11 protein-coding genes and 1 pseudogene are annotated in these 12,581 nt (G+C 70.3%); 6 read left to right on the top strand and 6 right to left on the bottom strand.

Going from position 1 to position 12,581, the window contains the following annotated elements; genetic code table 11:
* Window positions 1–18: 18 nt before the first annotated feature.
* A complete protein-coding gene (locus tag AC1C2R_RS06830; protein ID WP_495351756.1) occupies window positions 19–804 on the bottom strand; it encodes an SDR family NAD(P)-dependent oxidoreductase in 786 nt (261 codons plus the stop codon).
* Window positions 805–944: 140 nt separating this feature from the next.
* On the opposite strand from AC1C2R_RS06830, the gene AC1C2R_RS06835 reads away from it, so the two are divergent.
* The 3 genes from AC1C2R_RS06835 (at window position 945) to AC1C2R_RS06845 (ending at window position 5,355) form a co-directional block, all read left to right on the top strand.
* Complete coding sequence (locus AC1C2R_RS06835; RefSeq protein WP_495351757.1) at window positions 945–1,706, top strand: DeoR/GlpR family DNA-binding transcription regulator; 762 nt, start codon at window positions 945–947, stop codon at window positions 1,704–1,706.
* 105 nt (window positions 1,707–1,811) lie between these two features.
* Complete coding sequence (locus tag AC1C2R_RS06840; RefSeq protein WP_495379432.1) at window positions 1,812–3,860, top strand: bifunctional aldolase/short-chain dehydrogenase; 2,049 nt, start codon at window positions 1,812–1,814, stop codon at window positions 3,858–3,860.
* Window positions 3,861–3,891: 31 nt separating this feature from the next.
* On the top strand, window positions 3,892–5,355 hold the full coding sequence (locus AC1C2R_RS06845) for a rhamnulokinase (protein ID WP_495379433.1): 1,464 nt from the start codon (window positions 3,892–3,894) through the stop codon (window positions 5,353–5,355).
* A 73-nt stretch (window positions 5,356–5,428) separates the two neighbouring features.
* Here the strand turns inward: AC1C2R_RS06845 and AC1C2R_RS06850 are convergent, their stop codons facing one another.
* Together AC1C2R_RS06850 and AC1C2R_RS06855 are read right to left on the bottom strand one after the other, a co-directional pair.
* On the bottom strand, window positions 5,429–5,914 hold the full coding sequence (locus AC1C2R_RS06850; RefSeq protein ID WP_495351760.1) for a pyridoxamine 5'-phosphate oxidase family protein: 486 nt from the start codon (window positions 5,912–5,914) through the stop codon (window positions 5,429–5,431).
* Between the two features lie 104 nt (window positions 5,915–6,018).
* Window positions 6,019–6,594, bottom strand: a complete 576-nt coding sequence (locus tag AC1C2R_RS06855; RefSeq protein WP_495351761.1) for a hypothetical protein — start codon at window positions 6,592–6,594, stop codon at window positions 6,019–6,021.
* A gap of 105 nt (window positions 6,595–6,699) precedes the next feature.
* On the opposite strand from AC1C2R_RS06855, the gene AC1C2R_RS06860 reads away from it, so the two are divergent.
* A complete protein-coding gene (locus AC1C2R_RS06860) occupies window positions 6,700–7,626 on the top strand; it encodes a 2-hydroxyacid dehydrogenase (RefSeq protein ID WP_495379434.1) in 927 nt (308 codons plus the stop codon).
* 58 nt (window positions 7,627–7,684) lie between these two features.
* Complete coding sequence (locus AC1C2R_RS06865) at window positions 7,685–8,668, top strand: serine hydrolase domain-containing protein (protein WP_495351763.1); 984 nt, start codon at window positions 7,685–7,687, stop codon at window positions 8,666–8,668.
* An 82-nt stretch (window positions 8,669–8,750) separates the two neighbouring features.
* Here AC1C2R_RS06865 and AC1C2R_RS06870 read toward each other — a convergent pair.
* The 3 genes and pseudogenes from AC1C2R_RS06870 to AC1C2R_RS06880 form a co-directional block, all read right to left on the bottom strand.
* Window positions 8,751–9,148 (bottom strand): annotated as a pseudogene (locus tag AC1C2R_RS06870) (alpha/beta-hydrolase family protein).
* 114 nt (window positions 9,149–9,262) lie between these two features.
* Complete coding sequence (locus AC1C2R_RS06875) at window positions 9,263–10,315, bottom strand: aldo/keto reductase (protein WP_495379435.1); 1,053 nt, start codon at window positions 10,313–10,315, stop codon at window positions 9,263–9,265.
* Between the two features lie 47 nt (window positions 10,316–10,362).
* Window positions 10,363–10,854: a DUF1707 SHOCT-like domain-containing protein gene (locus AC1C2R_RS06880; RefSeq protein ID WP_495379436.1), complete on the bottom strand. Its 492-nt coding sequence runs from the start codon at window positions 10,852–10,854 to the stop codon at window positions 10,363–10,365.
* A gap of 108 nt (window positions 10,855–10,962) precedes the next feature.
* Here AC1C2R_RS06880 and AC1C2R_RS06885 point away from each other — a divergent pair, with 108 nt between their 5' ends.
* Window positions 10,963–12,123 (top strand): NYN domain-containing protein, encoded by a 1,161-nt coding sequence (locus AC1C2R_RS06885; protein ID WP_495379437.1) that lies wholly within the window; start codon window positions 10,963–10,965, stop codon window positions 12,121–12,123.
* The last annotated feature ends 458 nt before the right edge of the window (window positions 12,124–12,581 follow it).

Consider the following 12,581-nt stretch of genomic DNA (forward strand, 5'->3'; position numbering starts at 1 on the left):
GTCCCCGGCGACGACCACCTACACGATCGTGTAGCCGCCGTCGATGACGATGCTCTGCCCCACGACGTACGCCGACTGCTCGCTCGCGAGGTAGACGAGCAGCGGGCCGAGTTCATGCGGCTCGCCCATGCGAGCCGCGGGGATCCTGCCGACCCATTCCTCGGCCATCCGCGGATTCTCGGCCACGAAGTCGCGGGTCATGTCGCTCGCGAAGTAGCCCGGCGCGAGCGCGTTGACGCGGATGCCGAGCGGCAGCCATTCGATCGCGAGGCTCTTGGTGAGCATCGAGACGGCCGCCTTCGACGTGTTGTAGGCCGCCTGCGTCTGCGGCACGTTGACGGCGAACGCCGACATCGACGACACGTTGACGATGCTCGCCGGACCGGCACCGCCGCCGGCGACGTGCCGTCGGGCGAATGCCTGCGAGGCGGCGAACGTGCCGGTGACGTTGACGGCGAAGAGTCGCTCCCAGTCGGCGATGGGAGTGTCGATCGCGGGGTCGCCGAGGGTGATGCCTGCGCTGTTCACGAGCACGGATGCAGTGCCGAGCGCCTCGCCGACCGTGTCGAATGCGCGACCGAGGGATGCCTCGGAGGTCACGTCGACGCTCACACCGACGGTGCGGCGACCAGTGCCGTCGGCGAGACGTTCGGCAGACACGGCCACATTGTCGAGTCGGTCGAGCAGGGCGATGTCGGCGCCCGCACCGGCGAGCGCCTCGGCCATCGCGTATCCGAGGCCGCGTGCCCCGCCGGTGACGACGGCGATCCGGCCGTCGAGCGGGAGTGTGGAGGTTCCGAGCATGGAGCAGAGCATAGCGACTGCGCTCAGACGTTACGAACGAGCGCTCAATTGAGCGATCCGCGCGAGAGCGAGGTCGAGAAGGATGGCGCCCCGGTCGTGCGAGGTTGTGCGAAGCTGTGCGATCCACCAAGCTTTCTCACATGACCACGACGAGCTCCCTCGACGGTGAACGACGTCGCACGGCACTGGCCGCGCTCCTCGACCGTGACGGCGCCATCCGGCTGGAGGCGGCCGCCGCCGAATTGGACGTGTCGGCGATGACGATTCGCCGCGACCTCGTCGACATGGAGGCGTCGGGCCTGCTGCGGCGCGTCCGAGGCGGGGCGCTCCCCCCACTCGGCCCGCGCTCCTTCAGCGATCGCAGCTCGACTCGGGGCAGGGCGAAGGCGATGATCGCCGAGAAGGCGATCCGTCTCGTGCCGCCCGGCGGCGCGATCGCGCTCGACGCATCGTCGACCGTCGGACGACTCGGCGCCCGCGTCGGCACCCACGACGGCCTCCTCGTTGCGACGAACTCGTGGGACAACTTCGCGGCGGTCCGCCAGGGCGGCGCGGCCAAGCCCGTGCTCGTGGGCGGCGAGCCCGACGAGCTCACCGACAGCTTCGTCGGCGCCATCGCCTGCCGCGCGGCATCCTCGATGCTGTACCGGCGCTTCTTCACCTCGGCGAGCGCCGTCGATGCGGTACACGGCTCTTCCGAAGTCTCGCTCTCAGAGGCGCAGATCAAGCACGAGTTCGCGCGCGCCGCGAGCGAGACCGTGCTGTGCGTCGACTCGACGAAGCTCGGCCAGCAGGATGTCGCGCTGTGCTTCCCGCTCGACGCGATCGGCCTGCTCGTGACCGAACTCGACCCCGATCATGAACTGCTCGAGCCGTACCGAGGGCTCGTCGAGATCCTCTGAGACGGGCGGCCGAGCCGGAGGCCGCGCAAACGCCACTCTTGGCCCGAACGTTGCATGTTGTGATAATTTACAAGAAGTCACAACCGCTTGATCGAGGGAGCTCCAATGTCCGCAGCAGTCGCCAACCCCGCCGCGAGTGAGCTCATCGCCCGTTCGAACCGCCTCGGCGCCGACCCGAAGAACACGAACTACGCGGGCGGCAACACGAGCGCGAAGGGCGTCGCCGTCGACCCCGTCACCGGTGAAGACGTCGAGCTGCTGTGGGTCAAGGGCTCCGGCGGCGACCTGGGCACGCTCACCGAGCGCGGCCTCGCGGTGCTTCGACTCGACCGCGTCCGCGCCCTCCAGAACGTGTACCCCGGCGTCGATCGCGAAGACGAGATGGTCGACGCGTTCGCCTACACGCTGCACGGCAGCGGCGGCGCAGCCCCCTCCATCGACACCCCCATGCACGGCCTGGTCGACGCGGCCCACGTGGACCACCTGCACCCCGACTCGGGCATCGCGATCGCCACATCGGCCGATGGTGAAGAGCTCACCCGCACCATCTTCGGCGACAAGGTGATCTGGGTGCCGTGGCGCCGCCCCGGCTTCCAGCTCGGTCTCGATATCGCCGCCATCCGCCGCGAACACCCCGACGCCATCGGCTGCATCCTCGGCGGCCACGGCATCACGGCGTGGGGCGACACGAGCGACGAGGTCGAACAGCGCTCGCTGTGGATCATCGACACCGCCGCCGACTACATCGCGGAGCACTCGAAGCCCGAGCCGTTCGGCCCGGTGCTGCCCGGCTATGAAGCACTGTCCGAGTCCGAGCGCCGTGCGAAGGCAGCCGCCTTGGCACCCACGATCCGCGGCCTCGTCTCGACCGATGCCCCCCAGATCGGCCACTTCAGCGACGACGAGCGCGTGCTCGACTTCCTCGCCCGCACCGAGCACCCCCGCCTGACCGCGCTCGGCACGAGTTGCCCCGACCACTTCCTGCGCACCAAGGTGAAGCCGATGGTGCTCGACCTGCCCGCCGATGCCTCCGTCGAGGACTCGCTCACGCGCCTCACCGAGCTCCACGAGCAGTACCGCGACGACTACTCCGCGTACTACGAGCGGCATGCGGATGCCTCGAGCCCCGCGATCCGCGGCGCCGACCCGCTCATCGTGCTGGTGCCGGGTGTCGGCATGTTCAGCTATGGCAAAGACAAGCAGACCGCCCGCGTCGCCGGCGAGTTCTACCTCAACGCCGTGAACGTGATGCGCGGCGCCGAAGGGCTGTCGAGCTACGAGCCCATCGAGGAGTCCGAGAAGTTCCGCATCGAGTACTGGGCGCTCGAAGAGGCGAAGCTCCAGCGGATGCCGAAGCCGAAGCCGCTCGCGACCCGCATCGCCCTCGTCACCGGCGCCGCCTCCGGCATCGGCAAGGCGATCGCCACTCGCCTCGCGGCTGAGGGCGCGAGCGTCGTCATCGCCGATCTCGACCTGGCGAAGTCGCAGGCCGCTGCTGCCGAGCTCGGCGGCACCGACGTCGCGGTCGGGATCGCCGCTGACGTCTCCGACGAGCGTGCCGTTCAGGCGGCCGTCGACGCAGCGGTGCTCGCGTTCGGCGGTCTCGACCTCATCGTGAACAACGCGGGACTCTCGCTCTCGAAGTCGTTGCTCGAGACGACGGTCGCCGACTGGGATCTGCAGCACAACGTGATGGCCAAGGGTTCCTTCCTCGTCTCGCGTACGGCTGCGAGGGTGCTCATCGACCAGAAGCTCGGCGGCGACATCGTCTACATCTCCTCGAAGAACTCCGTTTTCGCCGGGCCGAACAACATCGCGTACTCGGCGACGAAGGCCGACCAGGCGCACCAGGTGCGCCTGCTCGCCGCCGAGCTCGGCGAGTACGGCGTGAAGGTCAACGGCATCAACCCCGATGGCGTCGTGCGGGGCTCGGGGATCTTCGCGAGCGGGTGGGGCGCCAACCGCGCCAAGACCTACGGGATCCCCGAGGAAGACCTCGGAGCCTTCTACGCACAGCGCACGATCCTGAAGCGCGAGGTCGTGCCCGAGAACGTCGCGAACGCGGTCTACGCCCTCTGCACGAGCGACTTCTCGCACACGACGGGGCTGCACGTTCCCGTCGACGCGGGCGTCGCCGCGGCGTTCCTGCGATGATCGAGACGCACCCCACCGAAGGCGAGGACTCGTGAGCACAGGCTCGGTTGCGGCGGTCGATCTCGGAGCGACGAGCGGGCGCGTGATCCTCGGCCACGTCGACCAGCGCGCCGGCCGACTCGAACTCGACCACGTCGCGCGGTTCCCGAACGGTCCCGTGCACCTCGCCTCGGGGTTGCACTGGGATCTCGCCGGCCTCTACCGCGACCTCACCGGCGGCCTCGCCGAGGCGTTCCGCCGCGACCCGGCCGTCGCGTCGATCGGCGTCGACTCGTGGGCCGTCGACTACGCGCTGCTGCGCGGCAACCGCATGCTCGGCGAGCCGTTCCACTACCGCGACGAGCGGAACGACCACGGCGTGGAAGCGGTGCACCGCATCGTGCCGTTCGACGAGCTCTATCGCCGCAACGGGCTGCAGTTCCTGCCGTTCAACACGCTCTACCAGCTCGCCGCCGAGCAGCTCGCTGAGCGCGACGGCAGCGACGGTGGCTCCAAGAGCTGGCTCGGCTTCGCCGACTCGCTCCTCCTCGTGCCCGACCTGATCGGGTTCCAACTCACCGGTGCGCGGCTCGCCGAACGCACGAACGCGTCGACGACGGGCCTCGTCGGCATCGAGTCGGGCGAGTGGGACGACGAGCTCATCGAGCGACTCGGGCTCCCGGCATCCGTCTTCGCCCCCCTCATCAGTCCCGGCGAATCGTTCGGCCCGCTGCGCGCGGCCGTCGCCGCCGAGCTCGGCATCGGCTCGCGGCATCCGCTCGAGGTCGTCGCCGTCGGCTCGCACGACACGGCCTCGGCGGTCGTCGCCGTACCGATGCGCGCCGAGTCGGCCGCCTACATCTCGTGCGGCACCTGGGGGCTCGTCGGCGTCGAGCTCGAGCGTCCGGTGCTGACGGATGCCGCGCGCGAGGCGAACTTCACGAATGAGGGCGGCGTCGACGGCCGCGTGCGGTTCCTGCACAACGTCATGGGCCTCTGGCTCCTGTCGGAGTCGGTGCGGTGGTGGGAGCGGGACGGCGAACGGATCGACCTGCCCGAGCTACTGGCGGCCGCGGCATCCGTCACCGAGCCCGTTGCCGTGTTCGACGTCGACGACCCCCGATTCCTGGCACCCGGCGACCTGCCCGGCCGCATCGCCGAGTGGTGCGTCGAGCAGGGTGTCGCCGCACCGGCGTCGCGCGCGGAGTTCGCCCGTTCGATCGTCGAGAGCCTCGCCGAGGCGTTCGCCCTGGCCGTGCGCGACGCCTCGATCCTCTCGGGCGTCGATGTCGAGACGATCCACGTGGTGGGCGGTGGCGCGCTCAACGAGTTGCTCTGCCAACGCACCGCCGACCGCGCGGGCCTCCCGGTGCTCGCAGGCCCCGTCGAGGCGACCGCGATCGGCAACGTGCTCGTGCAGGCACGGGCGCAGGGCTTCGCGACGGGCGACCTCGAGGCGCTGCGGGCGCTCGTCGCGCAGGTCTTCGCGCCGCGACGCTATACACCCTCGATGTAGAACGACAAGGGCCACTCGGTGGGCTGGATCTGGTCGTGGCTCGCGCTGTCGGCTGGACTCGTCGTGATGATGCTCACCCTCGCGCCGAAGCTGTTCGGCCGCGTGCGAGCTCGGTGTCGCGCATGCCTTGCAGCGAGACGCCCACGCCGTAGGTGACGAAGTCGCCGATCGGGTGGACACCGATCGCGATGATTGCGCCGCGTTCACCGTCGCTCAGCTCGAGGCCGTGGAGGAGCACCTGTTTCGCGTCGCCCGGCATCTCGTCGGCGGGGATGATCTCGGCGACTCCCGCGAATGTGATCGAAGCGGCCGGGATCTTCACCCACGGCACGAACGGGATGCGCTTCGGGATCGGCACCGTCACCGAGACACCCGGGTTGGCCGCGATGTGGCGCGCCTTGAACTCGCGCTCGTTCGTCGTGAACCAGAGCACGCCGTCAGCGACGACGTGCATGACACCCGCAGTGCGCGCCTCGCCCTTCGCCGACACCATGCCGACGACCATGAAGTTCACGCTCTCGATCGCCTTCCAGACGTCGGCGTTCGTGATGTCGACCATGTCATTCTCCTCTCGCTTCACATTGTCGAGCTTCGCAGCGCTCGACGGGCTGCGAGCGCTCATGCGCAGGCGTTCGCGCCGCGACGGTACGAACCCGCACCGTGTTACGCCTCGTGGGCCACGAGCTCCAGACCGACGACGATCGCACCCAGCGCCACGAGCGCCAGCAGCGCCAGCAGCTGCGCCCACCACGTCAGCATCGTGCGGTGCACCGCGGCGAGGCCGACGAGGGCCAGCGTGCCGAGGTAGACGATCGTCGAGGTCGTCAACGCCGTCTCGAGGTGGATCCATCCGGGCCAACTGAGCAGCAGCAAGACGATCGGCACGAAGGCCGACGCGAGGGCCCCACCCGCGACGCGGAGCATCCGTCGGAGCTCCTCGCCGTTCGGGAATGCCCCGTGCGCCGCGCTGTGCGCGATGATGTCGGCGACGAGGCCGGCGACGGTGATGCCGAGCACGCCGACGGCGAGGGAGAACGTCGCGGACTGCGGCGTCGGATCGTGACCGCGCAGCACGAGGACGATCGCGAGACCGGTGAACGTCGCGTAGACCCGCTCCTTCAGTTCATCGGCGAGCACCTCGCGCGACTGACGCCGCCGCCATCCTCGGCGACGATCCCGGCTGTTGCGCGATCGTCCGCCCCGCTCGTCTTCGGTTCCCGAGGATTCTTCGTTCACCATGAGGGCAAAGCTAGCAGGCGGACCCGCCTGCGGCACTTCGGCATCGACGTGGTCGGCGCGCGCACGCCGCGAACGGTACGCGCTCCGCTCTGAAAGGATTGATCCATGACCGACGCTCCGCTGCTCGTCTCCATTCCCGGCACCACGTTGCGCGAGGCCCTCGGCGCTCCGCCCGTCGGCACCGAGGTCGTGCTGTGGGATATGTCGGGGCCCGCACCCGCCGACCGCATCGACCTCGTCGTGCCGCCGTACATGGGCGCCGCCGCACGCCTCGGCGCGCTCGACGGCGTCACGACCCGGCTCGTGCAGTCGCAGTCGATCGGCTACGACGACGTACCGGCTGCGTTGCCGCCCGGGCACGTCTTCGCGAACGCCGCGAGCGTGCACGAGACCTCGACCGCCGAGCTGACGCTCGCCCTCGTGCTCGCGTCGCAACGCGGCATCCCCGACTTCGTGCGCGCTGCCGCCGAGGGGCGTTGGGCGCCCGCTCGTCACGCGAGCCTCGCCGATCGCCGGGTGCTGCTCATCGGCTACGGCGGAGTCGGTCGCGCGATCGAGGCACGGCTCGCACCGTTCGAGGTCTCGATCACGCGGGTCGCGAGTCGCGCCCGCTCCGACGAGCAGGGCTTCATCCACGGCATCGACGAACTGTCGAACCTGCTGCCGAACGCCGAGATCGTCATCATCGGCGTGCCCCTCACGGACTCCACGACCGGCCTCGTCGATGCGGCCTTCCTCGCGGCGCTGCCCGACGGCGCGCTCGTCGTGAACATCGCGCGCGGCAAGGTCGCCGACACCACGGCGATCCTCGCAGAGGCCGAGCGCGGCCGACTCCGCTTCGCGCTCGACGTCACCGACCCCGAGCCGCTGCCGGCGGGGCATCCGCTCTTCGCCCTGCCGAACGTGCTCGTCAGCCCGCACGTGGGCGGCGCGTCGACCGCGATGCTGCCGCGCATGGCTCGGCTCCTGCGTGAGCAGATCGAGCGGATGCTTCGCGGTGACGCTCCCCTGAACGTCGTGTATCGCAGCTGACCCTGCCCCCTCCCTGAGCTCGTCGAAGGGAGCACCACCACCCACTCGAGAGGACCCCATGCCCGAATTCGACCACGCCCTCGACTGGGTCCGACGGGGCGTTGCCGACGGGGCACTGCCGACGGCCGTGCTCGGCATCGCCACGAGCGCGGGCGTCGTCGCGCTCGACGCGTTCGGCACCGAGCGGGGGCGCGCGACATCCGTCGACGACCACTACCCGCTCTTCTCGGTGACCAAGCCGCTCGTCGGCCTCGCCGCCCTGGGGCTCATCGAGCAGGGGCGGCTCACACCCGACACTCCCCTCAGCGACGCCGTGCCCGAGTTCGGGGTCGACCGCGACGACGTCGTGCGGCTTCGACACCTCGTCAGCCACAGCTCGGGCATCGTCGAACCCCCGATGGACACACCCGGCCTGCGCTCGTTGCTGCTCGCGCCCGGGCGCGACTTCACAGCCGGCACGGTCACTCGATACTCGACCATCGGTTTCGAAGGGGTCGCCGCCCTGATCGAGCACGCTGGCGACGAGTCGTGGTTCGACGCTGTCAGGGCCGTCGCGGCACGAGCCGGTGCCGACGGCTTCACGCTCGACGTCGACTCGACGCCGCACGAGGTCATCGAGGCATCCGCTCAGGGTCTCGACTACGAGCGCTTCGCAACGCTCGACCATCCCGGAGCCGGACTGTTCGGGCGTGCCGCCGACCTGCTCGCCGTCGGCAGTGCCCTGCTGCGCAATGACGGCTCGCTCCTCGCACCCGTCACCGTCGAGGCGATGCTGCGGCCCCTGACGACGGGAATGACGAAGCTCGAGCCCTACCGGGCCGAGCGCGGTCAAGACTGGGGCTTCACGTGGAACCTCCGCAACAACGCGCCCGGCCTGCTCGCGCGCGACAGCTACGGCCACGGCGGCTGGGCCGGGTGCGAATTCTGGATCACGCCGTCGCGCGACGTGTGCTTCGTGCTGCTCACGAACATCGGCGGCGGCTTCGGCCGGCTCGGCGTGAACGGCGACGAACTGCACAACGCGGTCGTCGCCGCAGCCTGAGCGGCCGCCCCTTCCCCTTCCCCTTCCCCTTCCCCGCGGCGCGGTGCGCATCGAGAGTGCAGTTCCGGTCGGAAAGCGTCGGTCAGAACGACGACAACTGCACTCTCGATGCAGACGAAGCCGGAGCGCTGCGCCACGCGCGCTTCTCGCTGACGCTGCCGACCGGCCGCACTTCGGCGTATCCCTCGATGACCGCCTGCACCCGGGCGACCGCGGCCTCGCTCAGCCCGCCATCACCGGTGACGCCGCGCCATCCGTCGACGATCACGTCGCCGTAGTTGTGCCCGTGCATCGCGGGCACGCTCTCGCCCATGAACATGTCGATGACGAGGTGCAGCGCGGTGACGCCCGGGATCCACCGCAAGAGTCGCTCACGTCGGGTGCGCGCTGCCCGGCCCGCAGCCAGTCGGGTTCGGCCCAGATGAGTTCGGGCCCGAGCCAGGTGACCGGGTCGGTCGCGTGCTGGAGGTAGGACGTCACCCGATCATGGCACGAGGGATGCCGCCGGCGCGGGCCTTCGGTGCGACCGCCCGCGGGCGTTCGGTGCGACCGCCCCTGTACCCAAGCTCCGTGAGTTCGTCGAAGGGAACGGGCTCAGCCGATCGCCGACGCCCCGTCGAGCGCTGCGAGCTCCTCCGCGGTGAGCTCGAGCGACGCCGAGGCGAGCAGCGCCGGCAGCTGCGCGACCGTGCGCGCGCTCGAGATCGGTGCGAGCACGGTGGGCTGCTGCCGCAGCCACGCGAGCGAGACGGATGCCACGTCGACACCGTGCGCCGCGGCGACCGTGTCGAGAGCGGCGAGCACGCGCAGACCGCGCTGGCCGAGGTAGGCGGCGGCGGCTCCGGCACGCGGGCTGGCGCCGGAGGCGGCGACATCCGCTTCACCGCGGTACTTGCCGGCGAGGAAGCCCCTCGCGAGCGAGAAGTACGGCAGCACGGCGAGGCCCTCGCGCTCTGCGCGCTCGCGCAGGCCGTGCTCGAAGCCGCGCTCGACGAGGTTGTACTGCGGTTGCAGCGCCACGGGGCGGTGGAACCCGTTGGCCGCGGTGACCTCGAACCACTCGTCGATGCGCTCGGGCGAGTAGTTCGAGATGCCGATGGCGCGCACTTTACCGGCGTCGACGAGTGACGAGAGCGCGCCGATCGTCTCGTCGAGCGGCACGGACTCGTCGTCGAAGTGCGCGTAGTAGAGGTCGACGCGGTCGGTGCCGAGACGTTGCAGCGAGGCATCCGCTGCCGCAGCGATGTTCGCAGCCGACAGGCCGAAGAACTCGGGGTGGCTGCTCACCTTCGTGGCGATGACGACGTCGTCGCGGTTGCCGCGTGCGGCGATCCAACGGCCGATGATGGTCTCGCTCTCGCCGCCGCTGTTGCCGGGCACCCAGTGCGAATAGCCGTCGGCCGTGTCGATGAAGTCACCGCCTCCGGCGACGAACCCGTCGAGCACGGCGAACGACTCCGCCTCGTCGGCGGTCCAGCCGAAGACGTTGCCGCCGAGAACGAGCGGGAAGACCTCGAGCTCGGAGTGGGCGATACGCCGGCGGGTCGCGGTGGCGGTCGTGGTCACGGTCGCGGTGGCGGTCGGGGTGGCGGTCGGGGTGGCGGTCGCGGTCACGGTCGCAGCCGCGGCCGCGGTGGTCTCGGTCATGCTGCTCCTACGTCTCGGGGAACTGGTGTGATGTCGTCGACCCTGGGTCAGCCGCGCCTTCGGTACTCGGACCCCGGGCCGTAGATGACGATGCCGGCGATCGGAATCAGCAGGAACCAGATCCACGACCACGCGTAGTTTCCGAAGTGGCCGGTGAGGAAGAACAGGCCGAGCGCGAGGAACGGAACGAGCGCCATGACGGTCGCGCCGATCGCACCGCCGAGCGGCTGCCGCCCCCTGCGCCCGTACGTCTCGGACGCGGAGTCCGCCGCCCCCGTGACGGGCGTGGTGAAGGCAGCAGGCGGCGGCGACGCGGGCGGCGTCGTCGGCGTCGCCCTTGCCTCGGCCGGCAGGTCGGCGAAGAGCGGCGCGAGGTCGCCACGCGTCACTGCTGCGCGCGCGGCCGCGGAACGCTCGGCGTACTCCGCCGACGAGAAGCGGCCCTCGGCCTGCGCCGCGCCGAGACGTGCGACGGCGGCATCCCGCTCGGTATTGCTCAGCCGAAGTTCGGGACGATCGGGGTGCGCGTAGTCGGTCATCCCCCAACTCTGGCGTACGCGGCACTGCACTCTCTACCCTGGGGCGCGGGTGTCTGCCGGGGCGCACGAACTCGGGCTCTGCACACACAGGAGGCATAGGGTCGAGGCATGGCCACTTCGGCAGAACCTCGCGTCGCCCTCTACTTCGACTTCGACAACATCGTCATCTCGCGCTACGACCAGCTGCACGGCGACAGCGCGTACCGCAAAGACACCTCTCGCGGCAAGTCGACCGCCGCGGGAACGCAGACGGCCAAGAAGCTCGCCGAGGCGACCGTCGACATCGACGCCGTGCTCGATTTCGCCGCGACGTTCGGCACGATCGCCATCGCCCGCGCCTACGCCGACTGGTCGACGCCGGTCAACGCGAGCTATCGCGGGCAGCTCATCGACCGCGCCGTCGACCTCGTGCAGCTCTTTCCGCTCTCCGCCACGAAGAACGGCGCCGACATCCGGCTCGCCGTCGACGCCGTGGAAGACATGTTCCGCATCGACGACCTCTCGCACATCGTCATCGTCGCGGGCGACTCCGACTACGTGGCGCTCGCGCAGAAGGCGAAGCGCCTCGGTCGCTACGTCGTCGGCATCGGCGTCGCGGGCGGCACGAGCCGAGCGCTCACCGCCGCGTGCGACGAGTACGCCGACTACGACACACTGCTCGCGACCGATGCCGCGGTGCACGACGACGAGGTGACGGATGCCGCGGCGCCGGCCCCGGCCGCTGCCGCAACGGGTCGCGGCTCCCGGGCATCCACTCCCGAGGTCGCGGCGACCGCCACGGCCGAAGCGGCTGGCGAGGCACCGGCCGTCGAGCCCGCCCCAGCCCCTGCGCGACGTCGTCGAGCGTCGACGAAGACGGTCGCGGATGCCGCTGCCGGCGCGCCGGCCGAAGCCACCGACGCGACCGACGCGGCCGAGGCGAAAGACGCGAAAACTCGCGACGCGGGCACCACGAAGCGTCCTTCGGCACGCGCGCTGCAGTTCGTCGCGCCCGTCGAGCCCGTGCCCGTCGATGACGGTTCGCCGGGCAGCCCCCGCAACCCGGGCCGACTGCTCCTGAAGGCACTCGAACTGCTGCGGGCGAAGAACGACGAGGAGTGGCAGTCGTCGACCGCGGTCAAGAATCAGATGATGCGCATGGACCCGACCTTCCAGGAGCGCCGGCTCGGGTTCGCCTCGTTCACGGACTTCCTGAAGTCGCGGGGCGGCGTCGTCGAACTCGACGAGTCCGGCCGCGGCCGCGTGCGCATCCGCCCGCAGAAGGACTGACCCGCGGCATCCGCCCGCGACTCACCGCCCCGCCCCGCCTCTGCCCACCCCCTCTCCTCATTCCCAACTCCCAACTCCCACTCCCCACTCCCACTCCTCACTCCCACTCCCACTCCCACTCCCACTCCCACTCCTCACTCCCACTCCCTCACCCCACTCCCCACTCCCACTCCTCACTCCCACTCCCTCACCCCACTCCCCACTCCCACCCTCGTGCCGCCGATGCGCGACGACCTTTTGCGCGCGCACGGTGCCGCGCTGCGGCCGCTGACGGGCAAAGTGCCGTCACGGGGCACGACTCGTCACCGGGGCACGACTTGTCACGGAACACGACCCGTCACCGGACACGACCCATCACCGGGACACGACCCATCACCGGGACACGACCCATCACCGGGACACGACCCATCACCGGGACACGACCCATCACCGGGACACGACCCATCACCGGACACGAC

This window comes from Agromyces sp. Y182 (genome assembly GCF_059445385.1).